20 protein-coding genes are annotated in these 24,416 nt (G+C 64.7%); 5 read left to right on the forward strand and 15 right to left on the reverse strand.

Annotated elements, in window-relative coordinates:
• Position 1: 1 nt before the first annotated feature.
• Both ACRCYW_RS02935 and ACRCYW_RS02940 read right to left on the reverse strand, forming a co-directional pair.
• Positions 2-544 carry a YbhB/YbcL family Raf kinase inhibitor-like protein gene (locus tag ACRCYW_RS02935; RefSeq protein WP_438548689.1) on the reverse strand — a complete coding sequence of 181 codons (543 nt, stop codon included), beginning with the start codon at positions 542-544 and terminating at the stop codon, positions 2-4.
• 219 nt (positions 545-763) lie between these two features.
• Complete coding sequence (locus tag ACRCYW_RS02940; protein WP_349918911.1) at positions 764-2,020, reverse strand: adenylosuccinate synthetase; 1,257 nt, start codon at positions 2,018-2,020, stop codon at positions 764-766.
• Positions 2,021-2,187: 167 nt separating this feature from the next.
• On the opposite strand from ACRCYW_RS02940, the gene ACRCYW_RS02945 reads away from it, so the two are divergent.
• Positions 2,188-3,096, forward strand: coding sequence for a LysR family transcriptional regulator (locus tag ACRCYW_RS02945; protein WP_438548690.1), 909 nt, complete (start codon positions 2,188-2,190; stop codon positions 3,094-3,096).
• 54 nt (positions 3,097-3,150) lie between these two features.
• Here the strand turns inward: ACRCYW_RS02945 and ACRCYW_RS02950 are convergent, their stop codons facing one another.
• Positions 3,151-4,515 carry a TAXI family TRAP transporter solute-binding subunit gene (locus ACRCYW_RS02950; RefSeq protein WP_438548691.1) on the reverse strand — a complete coding sequence of 455 codons (1,365 nt, stop codon included), beginning with the start codon at positions 4,513-4,515 and terminating at the stop codon, positions 3,151-3,153.
• 125 nt (positions 4,516-4,640) lie between these two features.
• Positions 4,641-5,783 (reverse strand): MalY/PatB family protein, encoded by a 1,143-nt coding sequence (locus tag ACRCYW_RS02955; protein ID WP_438548692.1) that lies wholly within the window; start codon positions 5,781-5,783, stop codon positions 4,641-4,643.
• Between the two features lie 161 nt (positions 5,784-5,944).
• Between ACRCYW_RS02955 and ACRCYW_RS02960 the strand changes: the two genes are divergently transcribed.
• Positions 5,945-7,117, forward strand: coding sequence for an MFS transporter (locus ACRCYW_RS02960; RefSeq protein ID WP_438548693.1), 1,173 nt, complete (start codon positions 5,945-5,947; stop codon positions 7,115-7,117).
• Between the two features lie 3 nt (positions 7,118-7,120).
• Here the strand turns inward: ACRCYW_RS02960 and ACRCYW_RS02965 are convergent, their stop codons facing one another.
• Positions 7,121-8,008 carry a LysR family transcriptional regulator gene (locus ACRCYW_RS02965; protein ID WP_438548694.1) on the reverse strand — a complete coding sequence of 296 codons (888 nt, stop codon included), beginning with the start codon at positions 8,006-8,008 and terminating at the stop codon, positions 7,121-7,123.
• 89 nt (positions 8,009-8,097) lie between these two features.
• Positions 8,098-8,853: a YciK family oxidoreductase gene (locus ACRCYW_RS02970; RefSeq protein ID WP_438548695.1), complete on the reverse strand. Its 756-nt coding sequence runs from the start codon at positions 8,851-8,853 to the stop codon at positions 8,098-8,100.
• A 220-nt stretch (positions 8,854-9,073) separates the two neighbouring features.
• Here ACRCYW_RS02970 and sohB point away from each other — a divergent pair, with 220 nt between their 5' ends.
• Positions 9,074-10,081, forward strand: a complete 1,008-nt coding sequence (sohB, locus tag ACRCYW_RS02975; protein ID WP_438548696.1) for a protease SohB — start codon at positions 9,074-9,076, stop codon at positions 10,079-10,081.
• Between the two features lie 64 nt (positions 10,082-10,145).
• Here sohB and astB read toward each other — a convergent pair whose 3' ends face one another.
• Positions 10,146-11,483 (reverse strand): N-succinylarginine dihydrolase, encoded by a 1,338-nt coding sequence (gene astB, locus ACRCYW_RS02980; protein ID WP_438548697.1) that lies wholly within the window; start codon positions 11,481-11,483, stop codon positions 10,146-10,148.
• 361 nt (positions 11,484-11,844) lie between these two features.
• On the opposite strand from astB, the gene topA reads away from it, so the two are divergent.
• Entirely contained in the window at positions 11,845-14,469 is a 2,625-nt protein-coding gene (gene topA / locus ACRCYW_RS02985; protein WP_438548698.1) for a type I DNA topoisomerase, read from the forward strand.
• A gap of 114 nt (positions 14,470-14,583) precedes the next feature.
• The gene (locus ACRCYW_RS02990) at positions 14,584-14,754 is read left to right on the forward strand and encodes a hypothetical protein (RefSeq protein WP_438548699.1); all 171 of its coding nucleotides are present in this window, start codon (positions 14,584-14,586) and stop codon (positions 14,752-14,754) included.
• Positions 14,755-14,763: 9 nt separating this feature from the next.
• On the opposite strand, the gene ACRCYW_RS02995 is transcribed toward ACRCYW_RS02990, so the two are convergent.
• The 8 genes from ACRCYW_RS02995 to ACRCYW_RS03030 all read right to left on the reverse strand — a co-directional run bounded on the left by ACRCYW_RS02995 (position 14,764) and on the right by ACRCYW_RS03030 (position 24,415).
• Positions 14,764-15,120 carry an MGMT family protein gene (locus ACRCYW_RS02995; RefSeq protein WP_438549019.1) on the reverse strand — a complete coding sequence of 119 codons (357 nt, stop codon included), beginning with the start codon at positions 15,118-15,120 and terminating at the stop codon, positions 14,764-14,766.
• 67 nt (positions 15,121-15,187) lie between these two features.
• A complete protein-coding gene (locus ACRCYW_RS03000) occupies positions 15,188-16,741 on the reverse strand; it encodes a methyl-accepting chemotaxis protein (RefSeq protein ID WP_438548700.1) in 1,554 nt (517 codons plus the stop codon).
• Positions 16,742-16,940: 199 nt separating this feature from the next.
• On the reverse strand, positions 16,941-18,806 hold the full coding sequence (locus ACRCYW_RS03005) for a beta-N-acetylhexosaminidase (RefSeq protein ID WP_438548701.1): 1,866 nt from the start codon (positions 18,804-18,806) through the stop codon (positions 16,941-16,943).
• Positions 18,791-19,663 carry a BadF/BadG/BcrA/BcrD ATPase family protein gene (locus ACRCYW_RS03010; RefSeq protein WP_438548702.1) on the reverse strand — a complete coding sequence of 291 codons (873 nt, stop codon included), beginning with the start codon at positions 19,661-19,663 and terminating at the stop codon, positions 18,791-18,793. Before ACRCYW_RS03010 ends, ACRCYW_RS03005 begins: the two co-directional genes overlap by 16 nt.
• The gene (locus tag ACRCYW_RS03015; protein WP_438548703.1) at positions 19,656-21,389 is read right to left on the reverse strand and encodes a glycoside hydrolase family 9 protein; all 1,734 of its coding nucleotides are present in this window, start codon (positions 21,387-21,389) and stop codon (positions 19,656-19,658) included. Before ACRCYW_RS03015 ends, ACRCYW_RS03010 begins: the two co-directional genes overlap by 8 nt.
• Positions 21,390-21,471: 82 nt before the next feature.
• Positions 21,472-22,464, reverse strand: coding sequence for an ABC transporter ATP-binding protein (locus ACRCYW_RS03020; protein WP_438548704.1), 993 nt, complete (start codon positions 22,462-22,464; stop codon positions 21,472-21,474).
• A gap of 11 nt (positions 22,465-22,475) precedes the next feature.
• A complete protein-coding gene (locus ACRCYW_RS03025) occupies positions 22,476-23,498 on the reverse strand; it encodes an ABC transporter ATP-binding protein (protein WP_438548705.1) in 1,023 nt (340 codons plus the stop codon).
• A complete protein-coding gene (locus ACRCYW_RS03030) occupies positions 23,495-24,415 on the reverse strand; it encodes an ABC transporter permease (protein ID WP_438548706.1) in 921 nt (306 codons plus the stop codon). Before ACRCYW_RS03030 ends, ACRCYW_RS03025 begins: the two co-directional genes overlap by 4 nt.
• Position 24,416 lies beyond the last annotated feature (1 nt).

The raw sequence follows: 24,416 nt of genomic DNA on the forward strand, positions 1-24,416 counted from the left end.
CTTACTCCTTGGGGGTGAAGAAGGTGGCGGTCAGGGTCGCCTTGCCGAGCGCCATGGCGTTGAGCATGTAGCCTACCATGGCGGGCGGGGTGTCCGCCTTGACATCCAGGGCCTGGGGCAGGGCCCAGACGGTGAACTGGTAGCGGTGCATGCCGTGACCGGCGGGGGGACAGGGGCCGCCATAGCCCTGGCTGCCGAAGTCGGTGCCAAGCTCCAGCCCCTGCTTGAGCGTGCCGGAGGCGTTGCTGGTCAGGGAGCTCTGGCTGGCGGGCAGGTTGACCACCAGCCAGTGCCACCAGCCGCTGCCGGTGGGGGCATCGGGATCATAGGCGGTGACGGCCAGGCTCTGGGTGCCGGCGGGCAGATCCCGCCAGCTCAGCTGGGGTGAGCGGTTCTCCCCCTTGCAGCCGAAGCCGTTGAAGCTGAAGGATTTGTCCATCAACTGACCTTCGTGGATGTCGGTGCTGCTCAGGGTCATGGCGCCGGCGGGCAGGGCGGCGGCGCACAGCAGGGCTGCCAGGGTGGATCGGGTGGCAATCTTCATGGTGGTGCTCCTCGATGGATGAGGGACCAGTGTAGCGAGGGGGGCCGAGCAGATATTCACAGAAAGGCTCAACCTTGTGCCATAAGAGGCCAATGCTGAGCCGATCTGTATATTGGCGGGATGAGGGGAAAGAGGGTCGATGAGCGGGCCGAACGCCCATAAAAAAACCGGCCTCGAGGAGGCCGGTTCTGACACCTTGCTGCGAGCAGATCCTGCTGCTTAGCGCAGGATCATCTGATCGCGACCCGGGCCGACGGAGACCATGGGCACAGGCACACCCAGCAGGGCTTCGATACGCAGCACATAGTGCTGGGCAGCCTTGGGCAGGTCTTCGAACTTGCGGATGTGGGAGATGTCTTCGCTCCAGGCTTCCATGGACTCGTACACCGGCTTGAGACCGGCGGTCTGCGGCCAGATCGGGTTCTCGGTGTGAGCCCCTTCGTAGGCCACGCAGATCTTCAGATCCGGCATGCCGGAGAGGCAGTCCAGCTTGGTCAGGGCGATCTCGTTGGCGGCCTGGATCTCCAGACCCTGCTTGGTGGCGACCGCATCGAAGTAGCCGATGTCACGGGGACGGCCGGTTGTGGCGCCGAACTCGTTGGCAAACTTGCGGAACTCTTCCTGATTCTCCATGGCGGTGATCAGGGTGCCGGTACCGACAGAGGTACTGAATGCCTTGGCCACGGCGATGACGCGCTCCGGGCGCAGGGCCGGCAGGCCGCCACCGATGCCGGCGTAGGCGCCGGAGACGTGGGAGGAGGTCACCCAGGGGTATTCGCCGTAGATGAGGTCACGGCCGGCACCCAGCTGGGCTTCGAACAACAGGGTACCGTTCTGGGCCTGGATCGCCTTGAGGGGCTCGCTGACGTTGCAGATGGCATCGCGCCAGGAGGCGGACACTTCCAGCAGCCAGTCGGCCATCTCCTGGGCGGTCTGCTTGAACTCGAAGCTCGGGTAGAGGGCTTTCAGCTGCGGCAGTTTCCAGTCGAGGAAGAATTGGATGCGCTCGACCAGCACGTCCGGCTGTTTCAGCCAGCCGACCAGGATCGCCTTTTTCATGACCCGATCACCGTAAGCCGGGGCAATGCCCTGACGGGTGGAGCCGTAGGCGCCGTCGCCCAGACGCACTTCTTCCAGGGTATCTTCCAGCGCGTGGATCGGCAGGCAGAAGGTGGCGCGATCGGAGATGGCGAGCTTGGGAGTCACGCCGGCGGCCTTCACTTCGGCCAGCTCCTTAGTGAGGGGCTCCGGGCTGATGACCATGCCAGGGCCGAGTACGACCAGGCAATCCGGGTTGAAGACGCCGCTCGGCAACTGGTGCAGCTTGAAGGTGCCGAGATCGTTGACCACGGTGTGGCCGGCGTTGTTGCCGCCCTGGAAGCGGATGCTGGCGGCGGACTCACCTGCCAGATAATCGACGATGCGGCCCTTGCCTTCATCACCCCAGTTAGCACCTACGACTACGATAGACGACATGACTCATTCTCCTAAGACGTTAGGCGTTCATCCTAGGAGCCTGGGGTGGATTAGAAAAATTAATTATCTTTATAGTTCCAATAAGGAAGGCATATAATATCGGTCACTTTATCGGCAACCCCCGTCACGACGCGTCATCTAGCGTCAACGGCGAGCGAGAGCGACCCATGCTGGACATCCACTGGTTGAATACCTTCGTCACCCTGGCCCGCCTGCGGCACTTCGGCCAGACCGCCACCGAGCTGCATATGACCCAGCCCAATGTCAGCCTGCACCTCAAGAACTTGGAGCAGGCGACTCGGGTCAAGCTCATCGAGCGCAGTCCCTTTCGCCTCACCCAGGCGGGGGAGCGGTTGCTGCAAAGTGCCGAGCGCGCCATCAACGAGCTGCAGTTGTGCCAGTCCGACCTCAACGCCCTCAACCAGCACAGTCAGGGGACGCTCGCCATCGCCGCCAGCGACATATTGTCGCGGCTCCTGCTGATCCAGCCGTTCCAGCGCTTCAAGCAGACCTTCCCCGGCATCGACCTCACCCTGTTCAACACCACCTCGGATCAGGCCGCCGAGCTGGTCAAGATGGGGCGGGCGGATCTCGGCTTCGTGATGGCGCAAAAGCACAGCGAGCCGCTCTCCTACACAGAGCTGCAGCAGGTGACCTGGTGCGCCCTTGGGCATGGGCTAGCGCGTTGGCAGGCCCGCAGCCAGGCCGGTGAGAGCGACCCTCAGGACGAGCCCACCCTCATCCTGCTGGGCCACGACACCCGTACCCGGGCGCTGATCGACCCCTCACTGCCCCTGCTGGGGCTGCCGAGTTGCCGCATCATGGAGGTGGGCAGCGTGGACGCCCAGCTGGACTGGGCGGAGGCGGGATTCGGTGTGGCCATAGTGCCGGACTTCTCCCTCCACCCCCGCCTCAAGCTGAGTGCCCCGGTCACCCGGCTGACCGACTTTCCCGGTACCAGCTTGGGCTACGTGGTACGCCAGAATCAGGTGTTGTCCCGGGCCATCAAGCAGCTGCTGCACTGGGTGGAGGAGGCGATACAGGGACCTGAGCTGGCGCCGGAACCCCGGGAGTGAGCCCGCCATGAAAAAGGCCACCTTCGGGTGGCCTTTTTGCGTTATGGGTCTGGATCATTGGGCGGGTGCGTTGTGCTCCGGGCTGATGGCGGCACCACTGGCGGGGGAGGCAAGCGTTGGCGTTGCGGGGGCCGCCTCTGCAGATGAAGGGACAGCAGGCAGTGCCGGTGGCGCCTCTTGCCCTGTACCCTGGGCCGCCGAGGGGGAAGCCAGGTTCCCATCGGTCAGCGGTGCCTGACCCACGGCGGCCCCTTCCAGTACCTTGGCCGCGTCGGGGTCCGTGCCTGTCGCCCCCGATGCCGCGGGCAGGGTGGCTCCGGCTGCCTGCTCATGGGCGGTGGCGGGAGAGCCTTCCGGTGAGGGGGCCTGGGGCTCGCCCGTCGGGACGGCCGCGGACGCAGCCGTGGTCGCTTCGCCTGATGGAGTCAGGGACTCCGGGGCCAGGGTCGGGGCCGGCGGAGCATCCTGCATGCCCGGGTGGAGCGGGATCATGGCCCCCGCCTGCATGGACTCCGGGGTGAGGGTGGTCAGGGCCGGGTGCAAGCGGGTGAACTGCTTGAGGTTGCTGGTGAGCACGTCGCGCACCGTGCGCACCGTCTCCTCGGGCAGGCTGGCCTCGGCCACGAGTTCTGCGGTCACGGCGAAGGTGTTGACCCCGCCGGTCTGGCCGGGATAGAGGTTGGCGCCGATGCGGCTGCGCTGATAATAGGGGTACTGCTTGAGCAGCCTGTCTATCTGTTCCCCTTCGATGGGAATGAGGCGTGCCTTGCAGCGACCGGTCAGATCCCCTATCCCCTGATTGGGGTGGCCGGCGACCAGCAGGGCGGCATCCAGGGTGCCGTTGCACAGCCCCTCCAGTCGGTTGCCCGGGGCGGCCGCAGGGGGCGGCGCGAAGCTGCTCTCCTGCCAGCCCATGGCCTCCAGCAGCGCCCGGCTGGTGACCCTGTCCCCGGAGTCGGGGGCACCGAGATCCACCCGCTTGCCCTCGATGTCGGCCAGGGTGTTGATGTTGCTGGTGGCGCTGGCCAGCAGGGTCAGGGACTCCTGATGGAGCCGGAACAGGCTGCGCAGCGTCTCGTCGGGGGCCTGCCCCGTGAAGGGGCCAGTGCCGTGGACAGCGTGATAGAGCACATCCGACTGGACCAGGGCGAGCTGGACCTCGCCCTTGGCGAGATCCGCCAGGTTGGCGAGGGAGCCAGAGGTGCTCTGCACCGTGCAGTGCACCCCGTGCTGCCCGCTGTTCTCGTTGAGCAGCCGGCAGATAGCCCCCCCGGTGGGGTAGTAGACGCCATTGAGGGCCCCCGTGCCTATGGTGACATAGGCGGGAGCGGCAGAGAGCGGGAATGCCAATATGGCCGCCAGCCAGGGCAGAGCGAGGCGGGACAGTGTCAGTAGGCGGCGCGGGGGTCGTGGGTGCATAGGAAACCGGGTCAATGGCGGATAAAAAGGGATGAGCCCGGCTCATCCCGTCATGAGTCACATCTTATCTATACCAGATGTGGGTCAAAATGGCTTTCGCCATGAATGCGCTGGCGCCTCGCCCGTCAGCGACCGCGCTGGAGTATGGCCTTCTCCATGCGGGCCAGCGCCTCGACGAGGGTTGCCCGGGTGCAGCCGAAGTTGAGGCGCACGAACTGGCCATCCCCAAACTGGGCACCCGGTGAGAGGCCGACACCGGCCTGCTCGAAGAAGGCGATGGGATCGTCCAGCCCGAGGCCGCTCACGTCGATCCAGGCGAGGTAGGTCGCCTGATGGTGGGCCAGTGTGACGCCGGGCCAGCGGGCCACCGCCTCTTCTATCAACGCCAGATTGGCTCTCAGGTAGTCGAGTTGCTCGACGAGCCACTGATCGCCCCCCTCGTAGGCCGCCTCCGCGGCGACGAAGCCCAGCAGGTTGACGTCTGCGCTGATGCCGCGCATGGCCTGTTGCAGCTTGAGGCGCAGCCTGGCGTTCGGGATCACCGCGAAGGAGCAGCAGAGCCCTGCGATGTTGAAGGTCTTGCTCGGCGCCATCATGACGGCGCTGCGCTCGGCCGCCGCCGGGCTGAGGGCGCCGTAGGGGATGTGGCGGGCATCCTTGTCCAGCAGCAGATCGCAGTGGATCTCGTCGGAGCAGATCACCAGGTTGTGGCGCTCTGCGATGGCGTCGATGACGAGCAGCTCCTCACGGGTGAAGACGGTGCCGCCCGGGTTGTGCGGGTTGCACAAGAGCAGCAGATCGGCCGAAGGGGCCTGACGCTCCAGCTCCTCCAGATCCAGCACCCAGCGACCCGCCTCTTCCACCATGGGCACGGTGAGCAGGGGCCGATCGTTGAAGCCCGGGGCCTGCAGGAAGGGGTAATAGACCGGCTTGGGGGTGATGATGCCACGGCCATGCTGGCTCCAGGCCTTGCAGGCGAGGTTCAGGCCAGGAACTACCCCCGGCAGGAAGACGATCCACTCGGGCTTGACGTCCCAGCCATGGCGCTGCTGCAGCCGGGTCTGGATGAGTTCGATCAACCGGGGAGAGGGGCGGGAGTAGCCGAAGACGCCGTGGGCCACCCGCTGGGTGAGCGCCTCGATGACGGCGGGGGGAGAGGCGAAGTCGGTATCGGCCACCCACATGGGCAGCACGTCCTGTCCCTTGTACTTGTCCCATTTCAGGCTCATGGTGCCGCTGCGATCTATCTCCCGGTCAAAATCAAACATGTGAAATCCTTGTGCTGGCCAATGGGCTTTCAATGTACGGGCTCGGGCGCGGCCTCGCAAGCCTTGAGGTAGTTGTTGATAATGACATAAGATAGCTGCCGTCATTTTATGCTCCCGCCGCTCTCTGGCGCCTTTTTCTCTTCCATATCAATGGTATCTCTATGCGTTTGCTGACAGCTGTCCGCCAGAGGCCGGATCCCGTCTCCCTCTCGTTCCTGGCGGTGACCTTCATGACCGGGGTGGCGGTGGCACTGCAGGTGCCGACCCTGAGCCTGTTTCTCGCCGAAGAGGTGCAGGTGCGCCCCTTCCTGGTGGGGCTCTTCTATACGATCAACGCCGTCATCGGCATCCTCATCAGCCAGTGGCTCGGCCACCGCTCCGACAGCAAGGGGGATCGCAAGCAACTGATCCTGCGCTGCTGCTTCGCCGGCATAGTGCTCTCCCTGCTGTTCGCCTGGAATCGGCAATACTGGCTGCTGGTGAGCCTGGGGGTGGTGCTGGCGAGCCTCACCGCCACCGCCAGCCCCCAGTTGTTCGCCCTGGCGCGGGAGTATGCCGACAGCCGCAACAAGCGGGCCGACATGTTCAGCTCGGTGCTGCGGGCCCAGTTCTCCCTGGCCTGGGTCATCGGGCCGCCGGCGGCCTTCGCGCTGGCCATCGGCTATGGCTTCGAGGTGATGTATCTGGCCTCCGCCTTCGCCTACCTGGTCTGTGCCTTCGTGGTCTGGCGCTGGCTGCCCTCCCTGCCGTTGCCCAAGTCGGGGGGAGAGCAGGAACGGATCAGCAGTTGGCGAATGCCCTCGGTGCGGGCGCTCTTCATCGCCTCCACCCTGATGTGGACCTGTAACAGCATGTATCTCATCAACATGCCGCTCTATATCACCCGCGAGCTGGGGTTGGAGGAGAAGCTGGCGGGCATCCTGATGGGCACGGCGGCGGCCCTCGAGATCCCCTTCATGCTGCTGGCGGGCTACTACACCCGGCGCTTCGGCAAGCGGCCCATGATGCTGCTGGCGGTGCTGGCCGGGGTAGGTTTCTACGTGGGGCTGGTGACACTGTCGAGCCAGACGGCGCTGATCGCGCTGCAACTGCTCAACGCCATCTTCATCGGCATCGTCGCCGGCATCGGCATGTCCTATTTCCAGGATCTGATGCCGGGTCGGGCCGGGGTGGCGACCACGCTGTTTGCCAACAGCATACGCACCGGTTCCATCATGGCGGGGGCCATCGCCGGGACTGTGGCGGAGATCTGGAGTTTCCACGGGGTCTTTATGGTGGCCACCGGGTTGGCCTTGATGGCGCTGGCGGCCTGCTGGCGGGTGCCGAACGTATAAGGCTTACTTGCCGCGCTCGCCCTGCTGGTATTCGTTGCGCAGGCAGCGCAGCAGCAGCTCGGCCGCCGGCCCTAGGGCGTCGGCCGAGGGGGTGAGCAGGTAGGTGTAGAGGTAGCGCTCGCTGCCCCCTTCCAGATTGAGCTGCCTGAGGCTGCCGTCGGCGAGCTCCCTGCGCACCAGGTGGCGCGGCACCCAGGCGTAACCGAGACCCAGATTCAGCATGGCGAGCACCTCGTGATAGTGGGTCGCCTTCCAGCCGGTGTCGTCCGCATCGTTCCAGTCCACCGAGCGGTGGATGGGGGGATGCAGGCTGATCTGGTTGTGGTTGCCGAGCTGCTCGGCTGTGATGGGAGCCTCATGGCTGGCGAGGGGGTGTGTGGCTGCGCACAGGGGCAGCAGGCAGACTTCGTCGAGGGGCAGGCCGGTGCGATCCTGGGGCAGGTGCTCGGAGAGCATCAGATCCCCCACCTGCAGCGCGTTGAAGTGGCAGTGGATCCGTTCGTGCAGATTGATGCGGCAACCCCGGCTGCGGGGATAGAAGTTGGCCAGGGCCCGGTAGAGGCGCTCCCGCGGTTGCAGCACCGAGACATAGAGGTTGATCTGCGGCTCCCACTGCCGCTCCAGGTTGTTGGCCAGATTCTCCAGCTCTTCCACCTGCTGGCTGAGCTGACGGGCCCGCTTGAGGAAGATCTCCCCGGACGGCGTCAGCACGGCCTTGCGCCCCCGCACCTCCAGCAGGGCCACCCCCAGACTCTGCTGCAGCTTGGCCACCGCATGATTGAGGGAGGATTGGCTCTTGTTCAGCGCCTCGGCGGCCTGGGCATAACCACCACAGTCCACCACGGCCTGAAAGATCCGCCATTGCTCAAAGGTGCTCTTGGGACGAAACATAGTTCAACCTGTCAGGGGGCCGATGGGATTCAACAGGGCGCTGCTGGCACCCCTATTCAATTTAACCCTATCTGGTTAGTTTGTTGATTTTATTTAGGTTGAGCAACAAAGGTTCGACCGGTCTGCCCCTGGCTGTCGCTCCCCATCAGATAGAGGTAGAGCGGCATCAGGTCGGCGGGGGTCTTCAGGGTCTGGGGATCCTCCGCCGGGAAGGCGCTGGCTCGCATCTTGGTACGGGTGCCGCCCGGGTTCAGGGTGTTGACCCGCACCTTGGTGTTCTCCAGCTCGTCCGCCAGCACTTCCATCATCCCCTCGATGGCAAACTTGGAGATGGCGTAGGTGCCCCAGTAGGCGCGCCCCTTGCGGCCCACGCTGGACGAGGTGTAGACGATGGAAGCATCGCCGTGCGCCTTGGCGGTCTGGCGCAGCAGGGGTAGCAGCGCCTGGGTCAGCAGGAACTCGGACTTGACGTTGACCTGCATCACCTCGTCCCACTCCTGCTCCTGGATGTGCTCGAACGGCGACAGGGTGCCAAGCAGGCCGGCGTTGAACAGCACGCCGTCGAGGCGGCCGAACTGCTGGGCGAAGGTCTCGGCCATGCCGAGGTAGTGACTCCTGGTCGCCCCTTTCAGATCCACCGGCACTATGGCGGGCAGGGGATGTCCGGCCGCCTCGATCTGGTCGTACACGGCCTCGAGCTTGGCGCTGGTGCGCCCGAGCAGGATCACGGTGGCGCCGTGGGCCGCGTAGGTGAGAGCCGCTTCCCGGCCGATGCCGTCACCGGCGCCGGTCACCAGAATGACCTTGTCCTTGAGCAGTGCCTTGGGGGCCTGATAGTCGAGCATGTGGACTCCTGTTAACAATGTGATCGGCCCGGGGGCAGCAATGGAGGGGAGTGTACTGAGGCGGCCCCGCGTTTGGCCAGTATGAGAGGCTAAAAATGTGAATAAAACAGCGGGGTTGTGGCAATTTATCGGCAAATGGGAGCCCGCATGGCAGAGTTTTTGCACCCTGTAGCCAAACTCCTTACTATGTGAAAAAACCGAACACCGAGCGGAGTACCAAGTGGCATTTTTGACCGAATACGGCCTGTTTCTGGCCAAGACTCTCACCTTACTGCTGGCCATCGCCGCCGTCATCATGATGGTGGTGAGCAGCCGCCAGCCCAAGGCGCGCAAGGGGGAGCTGGTGGTGACCGATCTCTCCAGCGAACTGGAGCAGGGGCGTCACCAGTTGCAAGCGGCCCTGGCGGACAAGGGGCAGCGCAAGCAGCTCGAGAAGGCGCGCAAGGCCGAGCAGAAGGCCCGTGCCAAGGCCGATGATGAGCGCAGCCGGCTGTTCGTCATCGACTTCCACGGCAGCATGGATGCCAAGGAAGTGGCCTCCCTGCGGGAAGAGGTGAGCGCCGTGATCGGCGTCGCCCAGCCCGGTGACGAGGTGCTGCTGCGCCTCGAGTCCGGCGGCGGCGTGGTGCACGGCTATGGCCTCGCGGCCTCCCAGTTGCAGCGCCTGCGGGATCGGGACATCAAGCTGACCGTGGCCATCGACAAGGTGGCGGCGAGCGGCGGCTACATGATGGCCTGCGTGGCGGATCAGATCCTGGCGGCCCCGTTCGCCATCGTCGGCTCCATCGGCGTGATCGCCCAGATGCCGAACTTCAACAAGCTGCTCAAGAAACACGACATCGAGTTCGAGATGCACACCGCGGGGCAGTACAAGCGCACCATCACCATGTTCGGCGAGAACGACGATCTGGGGCGGGAGAAGTTTCGCGAGGAGCTCGGCGCCATCCACGAGCGTTTCAAGACGTTCGTGGCCGAGCACAGACCGGCCCTCGACATCGACAAGGTGACGACCGGTGAGCACTGGCTGGCGAGCGAGGCCCGGCAGCTCGGGCTGGTGGATACCCTCTGTACCAGCGACGACTACCTGCTGGCCCAGGCCAGCCACCACAAGGTGATCGGCATCAGCTATCGCAGACCCAGGAGTCTGACCCAGAAGCTGGGTCAGCAGGGTGCCCAGGCGCTGGAGGCGGGGCTGGGGCGGCTGTGGCAGCAGACCCCCTGGCGCTGAGTCACGACAACAAAAACCTAACAAAAAAGCCGGGCACTTGCCCGGCTTTTTTGTTGCCTGCACCTCAGCGCTGGAAGGGGTAGACGGAGCCGAGTTTCAGGATCTGGGTCAGCTCGTCCAGGGCGGTGCGGCTCTCCAGCACCAGGGCCGGATCCCGCAAGTCGTCCAGGGCCAGGCTGTCGCGGTAGTGGCGATCGACCCAGTTGTCGAGGCGGGCAAACTGCGCGTCGTTGATAAGACAGGCCGGGTTGACCGCCGCCAGCTCGGTATCGTTCATGGCGACTCGCAGCCGCAGGCAGGCGGGGCCACCGCCGTTGCGCATGCTCTGCTTCACATCCATGAAATGCACACCCTTGATCGGGGTGCCAAGCGTCACCAGCTTGGCCAGATAGGCGGAGACGGCCGGATTGTCGCGGCACTCGGTGGGGGCGATGATCGCCATCTCGCCGGACGGCAGGGTCAGGATCTGGGTGTTGAACAGATAGGACTTCACCGCATCCTGCACAGACACCTCGGCGGTCGGCACCTCGATGAAGTGCAGATCCCCTTCACCGAACTTGGCGCGCACCTCGGCCAGGGCCGAGGCGGTGTTGAGGAAGGCCTGCTGGTGGAAGAAGAGCACGTTCTGGTTGCCCACGGCGATCACGTCGTTGTGGAACACCCCCTGATCGATCACGTCCGGGTTCTGCTGGATAAAGACGGCGCTCTCGTCGCCGAGCCCGTGCAAACGGGCGATGGCTTGGCTCGCCTCCAGAGTCTGGCGGGCCGGGTAGCGTTTGGGTGCGGGCTGGGAGGCGTCGAAGGCGCTGCGGCCATAGACGAACAGCTCGACCCCGGCCTCGCCATAGGCGCAGCACAGCCGGGTGTGGTTCGCGGCCCCCTCGTCACCGAAGTGATCGTTCTCCGGCAGATGGGGGTGGTGATAGAAGTGGCGATCGTTGTTGAACACGGCGCGCAGAATGCGCCCCGTTACCTCGGGCTCGAGGGAGCGGTGGAACTTGTTGGTCAGGTTGGCGGGGGTGAAGTGAATGCGGCCATCCTGGGTGTCGGCACTCGGCGAGACGGTGGCGGCGTTGGCGGTCCACATGCTGGAGGCGGAATAACAGGCGGCCAGCACGGCGGGGGCCTGTTTCGCCGCCTGGGCCAGCACGCTGGCATCTGATCCGCTAAAGCCCAGCCGGCGCAGGGTGGCGAGATCCGGTCGCTCCTGGGGGGCCAGTATCCCCTGCACCATGCCGAGTTCGGTCAGCGCCTTCATCTTGCGCAGTCCCTGCTTGGCCGCCTCCTTCGGATTGGATGCCGCCGATGCGTTGCTCTGGGAAGCCACGTTGCCGTAAGAGAGGCCGGCATAGTTGTGGGTGGGGCCGACCAGGCCGTCGAAGTTGACCTCGAAGTGCTTCATGATGACATCCTTTCGATTTTTATATGGGTTGCGAGTCCTTCCGCGCACAAAGCTGCGGCGAGTGGCCATTATAAAGAGATTTCATCCTTTGTAACAAGCTGATAACTCTGGTGGTTTTTTATGTAACAAGGGTGGCTGGATATGTCATTTCCAATCTAAAAAAGGGGGGTATATGGCATAAAAACAAAAAAGCGGTTGCTTCCCTCGCGTCGGCTTCGCATTAATAAATAAAGAGTCGGTAGGGGGCGTATGGGTCAAGCAAATTTGTCGCCAAGATTGCTTTTTCCTGTCAAATCTCTTATACAGCCCCACAAAACCGCACGCCAACCCCGTCGGGTGCAATGAGGATAATAGTTACAGCATGGGCAAATCACTGGTCATCGTGGAGTCTCCGGCCAAGGCCAAGACCATCAACAAATATTTGGGCAAGGACTACGTGGTCAAATCCAGCGTAGGTCATGTGCGGGATCTGCCGACCAGCGGCAGCGCCAGCACGGAACCCAAAAAACCTGTCATTCGCGGCATCAAGCTCAGCGAATCCGAGAAGGCTGCCAAGGATCGCAATGCCCTGTTCGCACGGATGGGGATCAATCCGACCGCAGGCTGGCAGGCCAACTACCAGATTTTGCCCGGCAAGGAAAAAGTAGTCAGCGAGTTGCAGAGTCTGGCCGCCAAGGCTGACACCATCTATCTCGCAACCGACTTGGATAGAGAAGGGGAGGCGATCGCCTGGCACCTGCGGGAGATCATCGGCGGTGACGAGGACCGCTACAAGCGGGTGGTGTTCAACGAGATCACCAAGACTGCCATCCAGGAGGCCTTCGCCCAGCCATCCGAGCTGAACATCCATCGCGTCAACGCCCAGCAGGCCCGTCGTTTCCTCGACCGGGTGGTGGGCTACATGGTCTCCCCGCTCTTGTGGAAGAAGCTGGCTCGCGGCCTCTCCGCCGGCCGGGTGCAGTCCGTCGCGGTGCGCCTCATCGTCGACAAGGAGCGCGAGATCAAGGCCTTCGTGCCGGTGGAGTTCTGGGATCTCAACGCAGACCTGCTGACCGGTGACAACGCCGACCTGCGGATGGAAGTGGTCAGCCGCAACGGGGCCGACTTCAAGCCGGTCACCCAGGCCGAGACCTTCGCCGCCGTCGCTGCCCTGGAAGGGGTCGACTACAAGGTGGTGAACCGGGAAGACAAGCCGACCGGCTCCAAGCCCTCCGCCCCCTTCATCACCTCCACCCTGCAGCAGGCGGCCTCTACCCGTCTGAGCTTCGGTGTGAAGAAGACCATGATGATGGCCCAGCGTCTCTATGAAGCGGGTTACATCACCTATATGCGTACCGACTCCACCAACCTCAGCAAGGAGGCCGTGGAGGCAGTGCGGGAGTACATCGGCGAGCAGTATGGCGAAGCCTATCTGCCGAGCGAGCCGAACCTCTACGGCGCCAAGGCCAACGCCCAGGAGGCCCACGAGGCGATCCGTCCCTCCAGCGTCCAGGTCACCGCCGAGATGCTCGAAGGCATGGAGCCGGACGCGATGCGTCTCTATGACCTCATCTGGCGTCAGTTCGTCGCCTGCCAGATGACCCCGGCGCAATACGACTCCTCCACCCTGACCGTCAAGGCCGGTGAGTTCGAGCTCAAGGCCCGTGGCCGTACCCTGCGCTTCGCCGGTTGGACCAAGGCCCTGCCTCCCATGGGTCGCAAGGGGGAAGACAGCCAGCTGCCGGCGGTGACCGTCGGCGAGATCCTGAAACTGGTCAAGCTGGATCCCCGTCAGCACTTCACCAAGCCGCCCGCCCGCTTCACCGAAGCGGCCCTGGTGCGTGAGCTGGAGAAGCGCGGCATCGGCCGTCCGTCCACCTATGCCTCCATCATCTCTACCATCGTCGATCGCGGCTATGTGCGGGTCGAGAGCCGCCGTTTCTTCGCCGAGAAGATGGGTGAGATCGTCACCGACCGCCTGGTGGAGAACTTCGTCGAGCTGATGAACTACGAGTTCACCGCCAAGATGGAAGACAAGCTCGATGGCATCGCCGAGGGGAGCCTGGAGTGGAAGAAGGTGCTCGACGCCTTCTACGCCGAGTTCACCCAGGAGCTGGAGCAGGCCGACAAGCCCCATGAAGAGGGGGGCATGCGCGCCAACCAGATGGTGCTGACCGACATCGACTGCCCGGACTGCGGCCGCAAGATGGGGATCCGGACCGCCACCACTGGGGTCTTCCTCGGCTGCTCCGGCTATGCGCTGCCGCCCAAAGAGCGCTGCAAGAAGACCATCAACCTGGTCAGTGCCGACGAGTTCGTCTCCGCCACCGATGACGGTGACGAGGCGGAAACCGAGGCGCTGCGTGCCAAGCACCGCTGCAACGTCTGTGGCACCGCCATGGATGCCTACATCATCGACGACAGCCGCAAGCTGCACGTCTGTGGTCGCAACCCGGACTGCGACGGCTACGAGATCGAGCAGGGCCAGTTCAAGCTCAAGGGCTACGAAGGGCCGAGCATAGAGTGTGACCGCTGCGGATCCGAGATGCAGCTCAAGAACGGCCGCTTCGGCAAGTACATGGGCTGCACCAACGAGACTTGCAAGAACACCCGCAAGATCCTGAAAAACGGTGACATAGCGCCGCCGAAGGAAGATCCTGTGCCGCTGCCCGAGCTGAAATGCACCCAGTCCGATGCGCACTTCGTGTTGCGGGACGGTGCCGCCGGCCTCTTCCTCGCCGCCAGCAACTTCCCGAAATCCCGTGAGACTCGTGCGCCTCTGGTTGAGGAGCTCAAGCGCTTCCGTGACCGCCTCTCGCCCAAGCACCAGTATCTGGCGGATGCACCGGCGTCAGATCCTGACGGTAACGCGTCCGTGGTACGCTTCAGCCGCAAGAGCAAGGAGCAGTACGTGATGACCGAGGTCAACGGCAAGGCGACAGGCTGGACGGCCCATTACGACAACGGGAAATGGCAGGAGAGTCTCGCCAAGGCGAAGAAATCCTGACGCGTTGTGGTTCACACATTGACGAAAGAGGCCCCTCCCAGGGGCCTTTTTATTGGGAGAAGGGGATATACTGAATTGGCTGCATGGATGGCAGCGCAAGACACGGAGGTTGTCATGGAGATACACGAAATCCGGCCGGGCATGACCTGCCTGACCCGTGAAGGAACGGCCTACGTGCTGGAAGTGGACAGACAGAGTCTGCTGGTGTTGCTGCAACGGGAAGATGAAACCATCCCGGTGCAGGTGCGCAGCGACGAGATCCTGGGCCCTCTCGCCAGTGACTGAACGGGATCCCTAGAAGGGGATGAGAAAGAGCAGCTCGGCCAGGTCGGGCTGCCACTGCCACTCCCGCATCCTGACCCTTCCTCCGACCACCACCACCCCCTCTTCCTGCAATCGCCCCGTCTGCTCATCGAAGCCTGCCGAACCCTTTGGCAGCGAGATGGTCCCCCCGGCTCCCAGCACGCGATGCCAGGGCAGCACCTTGTCGGTCTCCCGCAGCACCTTGCCCACCAGGCGGGCACGCCCCGGCAGACCAGCGAGATCGGCAACCTGGCCATAGCTCACCACGCGACCGGCGGGGATCAGGGCCAGGATCGCCTCGATACGGGCCACCTTGTTCAAGCTGGATTTGGGGGGATCCATCATCATGGGTCTGGCCGTCTCCTGAAAAAATAGAAGCGCCATTGTGGCGCTTCCGTCGTCTGCGGGGCAAGGGCTAGCCGAAGGTCTGGCTCAGCCCGCGAAGCTCGCGGGCGCGCTGGAGCAGCTCCTGGCTGGAGTCGTCCACCGCCTGCATCTTCTGGCTGTTGGCGCGGGAGTATTGGGAGATCTGATGGATGTTGCGGCTGATCTCCTCCACCACCGCCTGCTGTTGCTCGGCGGCGGCCGCTATCTGGGTCGAGAACTCGGTGACCTGTTCTATCTCCCCCAGCACCAGATGCAGGTTGCCCGAGCCCTGGCGGGTCATCTCGGCGCACTCCCGGGTCTGGGCCAGGTTGTCCTGCATCATGCCCTGCCAGCGCCCCAGGGTCTGCTGGATCTGGCTGATGCTGCCCTGGATCTGCTCCGTGGCCTTGTGGGTGCGGGTGGAGAGGGTGCGCACCTCGTCCGCCACCACGGCGAAGCCGCGGCCCTGCTCGCCGGCGCGGGCCGCCTCGATGGCGGCATTGAGGGCCAGCAGGTTGGTCTGTTCGGCGATGCCCTGAATTTCCCCCATGACGCTGCCGATCCGCTGGGACTCGCTGGCGAGCTCCACCGCGGAGTGGAAGGCCTGCTCCGCCTGGTGTGCCAGCTGCTCCATCTGCCGCTCGGTCTGATCCAGCTGCCGCACCGTGTGTTCACAGCTGCTGCGGGCCTCGGTCACCTGACCGTTGGTGTCCTGGATGTTGCGGGCTATCTCGTGGGCCGTGCTGGCCATCTGGGTCATGGCCGCCGCCATCTGCTGGGTCTGGGCGTCCTGCTCGTTGATGTCGAGGAAGGCCTGATGGGAGGAGTCCTTGAGATCGGTGGCCAGGGTCTGCAGCGGGTGAGTGGCGTCGTTGACCCGCCCGAGCACGGTGCGGATGCGGGCCTGCAGCATCTTGAGGTGAAAATCGGCGATGGCCCCCGGTGCATCCCCCGAGTAGACCAGTCGGGTCAGGCTGTCATATTGCTGGCCAAGCTGCTTGAGGTAGCGCGGCAGCGCGATGAGCTCGCGCCAGTAAGCGCCGGTGACGAGCAGCAGGGGCAGCAGCATCAGCAGCGCCGTCATCACGCCCCGGGTCGCGCCGGCCCAGCCCAGCAACCCCAGCATCAACCCGGCGAGCAGTATGGGCCTGAAGGGTTGCAGGGAGGGGAGCTTGCGGGTTTCCCCCCGCTCGGCCTTGAGCAGGGCCTGATAGGCCTGGCTCGCCACCTGCTTGAGCTGGGGCTCGGGTTTGCAGCGCACGGACTGGTAGCCGCTTATCTGGCCCTGCTCGTAGATGGGGGTCACATAGGCATCGACCCAGTAGTAGCGGCCATCCTTGCAGCGGTTCTTCACTACGCCGCGCCAGGGGTTGCCCTCCTTGAGGCGATCCCAGAGATCGGCGAAGGCGGCCTTGGGCATGTCGGGATGGCGAACCAGGTTGTGGTTCTGGCCGACCAGCTCATCGACCTGGTAGCCGGCGATGCGGCAGAAGGCGGGATTGGCGTAGGTGATGACGCCGCGCAAGTCCGTGGTGGAGACGAGCTGTACGTCGGCAGGAAACTCCACTTCGCTGTCCACTGTCGGGACGTCTCTGCGGGCCATAAGGATAAGCTCCGATGTTCGTGCTGATTGTTATTGTGGTTTGAGCCGAATGAGCTGGACGTTGTGCGCTTCGTCTGGCTTCATCAGGGGCCTTATTTTGCCAATAAAGGCGGATGAAGAGTAGGGGCTAGGTTGGATTTTTGTTGATTGGTAGTAAAAAAACGGCGACCAAAAGGTCGCCGAAAAGAGAAAGATAACACTACCTCTGTGGCACCCGGTAACGCACCTGCAACTGATCGAGGATCTGCAACTGGCCGGGCAGGCGGGCGACGAAGTGCTCCCATGACTTGTGGGCAGGGGCACTCCAGGCCACCTCGGCCGTGGCCAGCAGGCGTGGGAACAACATATAGTCGAGCCTATCCCGCGAGATGATCTGCTCGGACCATAAGGGGCTCAGCACCCCCAGGATGTTATCGTTGGCATGGAAATCGACAGGGGCCGGGTCACAGGTGTAGACCTGCTCCAGGCTGACGGGGCCGGCCCAGTAGAGGCCCGGTTCCTGATAATCATGGCTGTAGGCCTGATCCAGATAGAGCTGCTGGGCGGGGGCCATCACCACGGGATAGCCCTGGGTGGCGGCATCCAGCCCCGCCTGGAAGTTGGTCCAGGCGAAGACGGTGGCATCCCGGCTCACCTTGTCCCCGTGCAGCATCTCCTCCCATCCCAGCATCTTCTTGCCCCTGGTGGCCAGGTATTGCTGGCAGTGGCGCAGCACATGGCCCTGCAGCTCGCGGCAATCCTGATAGCCCTCTCGCTGCATCAGCTGCTGGCAGGCCGGGCTGTCGGTCCAGACCCCGTGGGGCACTTCGTCCCCCCCCATGTGGATCTGCTCCCCGGGGAAGAGGGCACACACCTCGTCCATCACCTTGTCCAGGAACTCGTAGGTGCCGGGCAGCGCCGGGTTGAGCACGTTGTCATCGAAGAACTGCACCGACAGGTAGCGGGAGTGGTCCGCCTCTTCCCGCAGCAGCTCGGGCAGCGCCTTGATGGCGGCGTGGCAGTGACCGGGGATGTCGATCTCCGGGATGATGGTGATGCCCAGTCCGGCGGCATAGGCCACCAGCTCACGCACCTCGCTCTGGGTGTAGTAACCGCCGTAAGGATCCGGCCCGCCACTCAGCTGGGGATCCACCGCCAGGCCGTGACCGCGCCAGGCCGCCACCTCGGTCAGTTGCGGGAAGGCCTTGATCTCGAGGCGCCAGCCCTCGTCATCGGTCAGGTGCCAGTGGAAGCGGTTGAACTTGTAGAGGCTCATCTGCTTGAGCAGCCGCTTGATGGTGGAGATGGAATGGAAGTGGCGGGAGCAGTCGAGGAAGATGCCGCGAAAACCGAAGCGGGGCTCGTCGACGAGCTCGAGGCAGGGCAGGCTCTCCCCGTGCTGCAGCGTCCACTGGGCCAGGCTCACCAGGCCGTGGCGCCAGCCCGCCTCACCCGCCGCCTGGATCACCACCTCACGGGGGCTGATGGAGAGCTTGTAGGCCTCGGGGGCTAGGGGGGACTCGACGAGGTGGATCTCGGCATCGTGATCCTGGCTGAGGGCCAGCCCCGTCAGCTCGTTGAAGTGGGCAAGCAGGGGGGCGAGGGGCAGGGGGCCGCTTACATGGGCCCGCTCCGCCAGCCGGAAGTTGCCCTCCGGCAGCAGCAGATGGGCGGGCTGGGGCACTATGCCATTGGCGGGCTCCACCTCGGGCAGCTCGGGGGCGGCGGCGGGCTGTGGCGGCAGGCCGAGGGCCTGGCTTGCCAGGGTCACCGGCAGCAACCGGGGACCGGGGGCCGTGTCGCTGAGGCTCAGGAAGAAGCCCTGGGGCAGATCCGAATCACGCTTGATGGGGGTGCTGCGACAGCAAAAACGCAGCTCGCTGCCCCCCTCCTGGGGGACGAGCACCTTGTAGCTGCCGCTCTGGCGCTCCAGGGTGCCACCTTCGACCGAGCTGGCATCGATCTGCCGCGGCAGGCAGAAGTGCAGCTTCCAGGGGCCGCTCGGCAGCTGGCTCAGGGTGAAACGGAACCAGACATCATCACCGTCGCGTCGGTCGACTTGGGTATGGATCAGGGGTGCAGACATGGGAATTCCTCTGATTGGGCGAACAGGATGGCTCCCTCGAGGGCATCTGCCTTGGGGGGAGCCAGGTGGAGGTGGGCCAGACGGGGGGCCAGGCGAGTGCCGACGCCGCCGAGCAGGGCTATCTGTCTGGCACCCAGCTGCCGCATCCCCATGAGCAGGGTGTCGAGCTGGGCGCAGGTCTCGTCCAGCAGCTGGCAGGCGAGCTCGTCCCCGTCGCAGGCGGCATCGAACACCCAGGGGGTGAAGCGGCCGTAATCCGCCGGGATGGCTCGACTCGCCCAGCGCACCACCTCGGCCTGATCCCGCTTGAAGTGATCCAGCAGGCGCACGGCGAGCAGGCTGGGGGGCAAGATGCCATCGTGGCAGAGCAGGGCCTGCTGCAGGGCGCGCAGCCCGAGCCAGGCGCCGCTGCCGAGATCCGAGATGGGGAAACCCCGTCCCGAGCAGGTGCGCAGCCGCCCCTCCCGATAGATGAGCCCGGCCGAGCCGGTGCCGGCGATGAGGATGGCTCCCTCCCGGCCGCCAAAGGCGCCGAGGCAGGCGCCGAAGGCATCCGAGGTGAGTCTCACGCTGGCATAGGGGAAGGGCATGGCCAGGAGGGCGTGGTAGCAGTCTGCGAGCTCGGCGGAGGCGAGCGCCAGGCCTACCCCCATCTGCTGCTCGGCCTCCGCGCCGAGGCCTGCCTCGGCGCGGGCCTGATCGATGGCGGCCAGCACGTTGGCGTGGGCGAGCTCGATGCCGAGCTCTAGATTGGAGCCCGCCGCCCGGCCCTCACCCAACAGTGTTCCCGTCTTGCTGCGGATACGGGCCCGGGTGTGGGTGCCGCCCCCGTCCACACCGACCCAGTACTCAATCATGCAGGCCTCCGAGGGTGCTCTGCCAGCTGATGGCCAGGGCGAACCAGGCGGCGTGAGGGATCCACTGCTCTCCCCAGCGCCAGTTCTGATCCAGCCTCTCCTTGTAGGCATCCGGGATGAAGGCCACATCCGCCTCGTCGTCGAACCCGGCGGTGATGCCGTTGCAGATCCCGCCGAGGGCATTGGGATAGCCGGCGGTGTAGCTCGGGTTGTTGATGCCGTGCCCCGCCAGCATGCAGGCGTTGAAGGGGTTTTGCCCCAAAATCCAGTCGAGCTGTCGCTGGCCGAAAGTCATCAGGGGCTTGCGCTGCTGCGGCAGCACGCGGGCAGCGGCAAATGTCATGGCGGCCAGGGAGGCCAGGCGGGCGTTCTCCCCCTGCCACCAGTAACCGGATTCGTTGTGGTGGGGCATAAAGAAGCTGATGCGCGCCGCCTCGTCGACGCCCTTCACATATTGGCGGGCGAGGGCGAAGGGATTGCCCGCTTGAGCGGCCAGCGCCAGCTCGGCCGCCAGCGCCTGCTGCACCACGGTTTGCACCCTGGCCTTGCGCTCGGGATCCGGCTCAATCTCCAGATATTCCAGCAGGGCCAGCACCGGCAGGCCTGCCTCGGCGGCGTGATAGTAGGGGCGCGTGCCATCCTCGTTGGCTGACCAGTAGTGACCGAGCTCCGAGTGCGGACGCTGGCGCTGGCACAGCTTGCCGACCCTCTCCCTGGCCTCTCCCAGCCAGCCCTGGCCCAGGGTGCGGGTCAGTTCGATGGCGGCGAGCAGGGCGCAGTAGTCATCTATGATGTTCTCGCAGCCATCGTCCAGATAGGCGAGGTTGTGCTCGCGCAGGTGCAGGTAGCCACGGCTGGCGGCCTCGGCGTAGTGGCTGGCATCGAAATCACCGACCGCAGACTCCCGGGCGGCCCGGGCCAGGGCGGCGATGGCGAGCCCCCCCCCTTGCCGGAACCCCGCCTGCCACTCCTTCGACTTGAGCCCCTGCTGGGTGGCGTAGGCGCACAATTCGCGCTGCTCGGGATCCTTGCTCCACTTGTCGAACAGGGTCATGTAGAAGAAGCCGCTCTCGTCCTGCATCCGGCAGAGGAAGTCCGCCCCGTGCAGGGCCTCGTCGCCGAGCCGTTTGCACAGGTTCAGGCCGTCGATGTCGGTGCGCCCTGAGAGCAGCTCCCGGCACTTGAGCAGGGCCCAGACCACCAATGGGGTCTGCTGGGGGTTGAGGAAGTTTGCGTAGGAGAGGTGGCTTAAGTACTTGCTCATGTCGCCGCTGGCATCGAACCAGCCGCCGCGCACATCCCGGCGCTGATCGCTGCCAAACAGGCGGGCCTGGCGGTCGGCCCTGTCGAAGGCGCCGCTGGCCCGCTGGCCCTTGAAGTAGTGCACCACATCGGAGAGGCAGGCACGGCTCAGCAGCTGGGGGCCGATGGCGAAGCGGGGGGAGCGGGTGACGGAGGGGGCCGCCTCCCCCTCGCTCAGGGTGACGGCCTCCAGCCGGTAGTGACCGGGCTCCCTGAAGGCGCTGAAGTCGGCGCGCCAGAAGCGGCGGCCCTGCCAGCCGGGGACCTGGCCCGCGGCCTGCAGCTCGGTCTCGAACAGGATCTGGCCATCGTCCAGACGCAGCAGCCGCACCCGGCCGCCGAGGGCCTGCTCCGGGGAGCCCTGCAGCAGAGCCACCTTGTGACCGTCGCAGTCGTAGCCCACCTGATTGATCAAGAGTTCCATCGAAGATTGACTCCCCTGGCCTGCCGCAGCAGGCGAGGCGGTTGGCGGGCCTCACAGGCCCGCGGTGAAACGGTAGGCTGGCTCAGTCGTACAGGTAGCAGCGCACGAAGTGGTTGTCGGCGAGCCTAGTCACCGGCGGCAGGCTCTCCTTGCAGCGAGCCATGGCCTGGTGGCAGCGACCGGCGAAGGGGCAGCCGCGAGAGTGCGGGGTCCAGAGCGGGATCTCCCCCTTGCGGCCCCCCTCCAGCTCGGCGTGGATGCTCTTCTCCGGATCCGGTACCGCCGAGATGAGCAGCTGGGTGTAGGGGTGCTGGGGGTGGTGCAGGATCTCGTCTACCTCCCCCCACTCCACCATGTGGCCCACGTACATGACCGCGAGATCTTCCGCCACATAGCGGGCGGTGGCGATGTCGTGGGTGATGTAGAGCATGGAGACGCCGAGCTCGTTCTTCATCTGCTCCATCAGGTTGAGGATGCCGATGCGAATGGAGACGTCGAGCATGGAGGTGGGCTCGTCCGCCAGCACCACTTCCGCCTCCACCGCCAGGTTACGGGCGATATTGACCCGCTGGCGCTGGCCGCCGGAGAGCTGGTGCGGGTACTTGGCCGCCGTCGCCTTGGCAGGGGTCAGCCCCACCTTCTCCAGCAGGGTGTAGACCATGTCCGGCAGGTCTTTCTTGTCGAGCACCTTGCTGTGCAGCAGCAGGGGGCGGGCGATGTGGTGGTAGATGGTGTGGGTCGGGTTGAGCGAACCGAAGGGATCCTGCCACACCATCTGCACGCTCTGGCGGTAGTCGAGCAGGGCAGTGCCCTTGTCGAACTCCTCCAGATCCCGGCCGCGATAGAGGATGCGGCCGCTGGAGAGCTTGTACATCTTGGCGATGATCTTGGCGATGGTGCTCTTGCCAGAGCCGGACTCACCCACCACGGCCAGGGCGCGGCCCCGGTGCAGGTTGAAGGTGATGTCGGACAGGGCCCGCATCTTGCCACTCTTGATGGCATTGGAGTTGACGGGGAAGTCCTTGTAGAGATGCTGGACCTCGATGATGGGGGCGTCGGTTTGGGCGATTTGCATGACAGACATCCTTAACAGCCAGCGGCCTTGTCCAGATAGATCGGAAGATCCTGTTGTTGCTCCGCCGCATCATAGAGGTGGCAGGCGGTCTGTTGTCCCGGCCGGATCTCGGCCAGTCGAGTGTATTCCTGGCGGCAGCGCTCGTGTACCCGGTTGCAGCGGGCCTGGAAGCGGCAGCCGACCGGCACCTCCAGCAGGTTGAGCGGCGTGCCCGGGATCCCCTCCAGCACGGTCTTCGGGCCGTGCAGGGGCGGGAAGGAGTTGCCGAGCCCCCGGGTGTAGGGGTGCAGGGGCGCGCTCAGGATCGCCTTGGAGGGCGCTATCTCGATGAGCTCGCCGGCGTACATGATGCCGATGCGATCGCAGAACTCGACCATGAGGGACAGGTCGTGGGTGATGAAGAGGATGGAGAAGTTGAACTTCTCCTTCAGGGCATAGACCTTCTGCAGGATCTCCCGCTGCACCACCACGTCCAGCGCCGTGGTGGGCTCGTCCATGATCAGTAGCTCCGGGTTGAGGGCCATGGCGATGGCGATCACCAGTCGCTGGCGCATGCCGCCGGAGAACTGGTGCGGGTAGTCCTTGAGCCGGCTCGGATGGATGTCGACGATCTCCAGCAACTCTTTCGCGCGCTTGATCGCCTCGTAGCGGGTCAGGCCGGGGTTGTGGGCCAGCAGCACGTCGCAGAACTGCTCCTCCATGCGCAGCACGGGGTTGAGCGCATTCATGGCAGACTGGAACACCACGCTCGCCTGGCGCCAGCGGTAGCTGCGCAGCCGCTCGTCGCCAAAGTGCAGGATGTTTTCCCCCTTGAACAGGATCTCGCCGCCGCTGATGTAGGCGGGCGGCTTGTGCAGCCTGGCCACCGAGAAGGCGACCGTGGACTTGCCGCAGCCGGACTCGCCGGCGAGGCCGAACACCTCCCCTGGCATGATGTCAAAGCTGACCGAGTTGACGGCGCGCACGTCGCCGTTCTCGGTGATGTAGTCGACGCAGAGCTGGCGCACCGACAGCAGGGGTTGTTGCGAGGTCATGCTGTCTTCTCCTGTACGGCCGTAGCGGTGACTGGGGCTGGGGCGGCGAGTTTCTTCCAGCGATTGAGGCCCTTGTGGGAGCGCAGCTGGGGGTTCGCTATCTCGTCGATGGCGAAGTTGAGCATGGCGAGGCCGGCGCCCAGGGTCGCGATGGCGAAGCAGGGGGCCAGGATCTCCCACCAGGCGCCTACCAGGATGGCGCTCGAGGTCTGGGCGTTGTAGAGCATGATGCCCCAGCTCACCACGGTCGGATCGCCGAGACCCAGGAATTCCAGGGTCGCCTCGGTGACGATGGCGTAGATGATGGAGCCGATGAAGCTCACGCCGATGATGGAGATGAGGTTCGGCAGTATCTCCACCAAAATGATGCGCCAGGCCGGCTCACCCAGCACCTCGGCGGCGATGACGAACTCCTTCTCCCGCAGCGCCAGGGTCTGGGCACGGATCACCCGGGCGCCGTAGGCCCAGGAGGTAAAGCCTATGATGAGGGCAATCACCGTCGGTGACGCCTCCCCGATAAAGCTCGCGAGCACCAGTAACAACGGAAGGTTCGGGATCACCAGCACCACGTTCATCAGGAAGGTGAGGCACTCGTCCACTACGCCGCCGAAGTAACCGGCGGTGATCCCCACCGTGATGGCGAGGGCGCAGACCAGCAGGCCGGCCCCGAAGCCCACCAGCAGGGAGATGCGGGCGCCGTGGGTGAACTGGGACCAGAGATCGTGGCCCATGCGGTTGGAGCCCATCACCAGCTCCACGCTGGGGGGCTGGTGCGGGCGGGCGACCCGCTTGGTGGGCTCGTTGCTGGCGAGCAGCGGGGCGAACAGCGCCATCAACACGAAGGTGACGACGATGGCGAGGCCGAAGGCCGCCTTCTTGTTGCCCAGCAGGATTTTTAAAATAGTCGGCATACGCATC

This window comes from Aeromonas sp., assembly GCF_051657805.1.
Classification (GTDB): domain Bacteria; phylum Pseudomonadota; class Gammaproteobacteria; order Enterobacterales; family Aeromonadaceae; genus Aeromonas.

Excerpts from the sequence above, each read along its gene's own strand:
- ACRCYW_RS02935 (WP_438548689.1), bottom strand. The coding sequence starts at position 544 with ATGAAGATTGCCACCCGATCCACCCTGGCAGCCCTGCTGTGCGCCGCC.
- ACRCYW_RS02940 (WP_349918911.1), bottom strand. The coding sequence starts at position 2,020 with ATGTCGTCTATCGTAGTCGTAGGTGCTAACTGGGGTGATGAAGGCAAG.
- ACRCYW_RS02945 (WP_438548690.1), top strand. The coding sequence starts at position 2,188 with ATGCTGGACATCCACTGGTTGAATACCTTCGTCACCCTGGCCCGCCTG.
- ACRCYW_RS02950 (WP_438548691.1), bottom strand. The coding sequence starts at position 4,515 with ATGCACCCACGACCCCCGCGCCGCCTACTGACACTGTCCCGCCTCGCT.
- ACRCYW_RS02955 (WP_438548692.1), bottom strand. The coding sequence starts at position 5,783 with ATGTTTGATTTTGACCGGGAGATAGATCGCAGCGGCACCATGAGCCTG.
- ACRCYW_RS02960 (WP_438548693.1), top strand. The coding sequence starts at position 5,945 with ATGCGTTTGCTGACAGCTGTCCGCCAGAGGCCGGATCCCGTCTCCCTC.
- ACRCYW_RS02965 (WP_438548694.1), bottom strand. The coding sequence starts at position 8,008 with ATGTTTCGTCCCAAGAGCACCTTTGAGCAATGGCGGATCTTTCAGGCC.
- ACRCYW_RS02970 (WP_438548695.1), bottom strand. The coding sequence starts at position 8,853 with ATGCTCGACTATCAGGCCCCCAAGGCACTGCTCAAGGACAAGGTCATT.
- astB (WP_438548697.1), bottom strand. The coding sequence starts at position 11,483 with ATGAAGCACTTCGAGGTCAACTTCGACGGCCTGGTCGGCCCCACCCAC.
- topA (WP_438548698.1), top strand. The coding sequence starts at position 11,845 with ATGGGCAAATCACTGGTCATCGTGGAGTCTCCGGCCAAGGCCAAGACC.
- ACRCYW_RS02990 (WP_438548699.1), top strand. The coding sequence starts at position 14,584 with ATGGAGATACACGAAATCCGGCCGGGCATGACCTGCCTGACCCGTGAA.
- ACRCYW_RS02995 (WP_438549019.1), bottom strand. The coding sequence starts at position 15,120 with ATGATGATGGATCCCCCCAAATCCAGCTTGAACAAGGTGGCCCGTATC.
- ACRCYW_RS03000 (WP_438548700.1), bottom strand. The coding sequence starts at position 16,741 with ATGGCCCGCAGAGACGTCCCGACAGTGGACAGCGAAGTGGAGTTTCCT.
- ACRCYW_RS03005 (WP_438548701.1), bottom strand. The coding sequence starts at position 18,806 with ATGTCTGCACCCCTGATCCATACCCAAGTCGACCGACGCGACGGTGAT.
- ACRCYW_RS03010 (WP_438548702.1), bottom strand. The coding sequence starts at position 19,663 with ATGATTGAGTACTGGGTCGGTGTGGACGGGGGCGGCACCCACACCCGG.
- ACRCYW_RS03015 (WP_438548703.1), bottom strand. The coding sequence starts at position 21,389 with ATGGAACTCTTGATCAATCAGGTGGGCTACGACTGCGACGGTCACAAG.
- ACRCYW_RS03020 (WP_438548704.1), bottom strand. The coding sequence starts at position 22,464 with ATGCAAATCGCCCAAACCGACGCCCCCATCATCGAGGTCCAGCATCTC.
- ACRCYW_RS03025 (WP_438548705.1), bottom strand. The coding sequence starts at position 23,498 with ATGACCTCGCAACAACCCCTGCTGTCGGTGCGCCAGCTCTGCGTCGAC.
- ACRCYW_RS03030 (WP_438548706.1), bottom strand. The coding sequence starts at position 24,415 with ATGCGTATGCCGACTATTTTAAAAATCCTGCTGGGCAACAAGAAGGCG.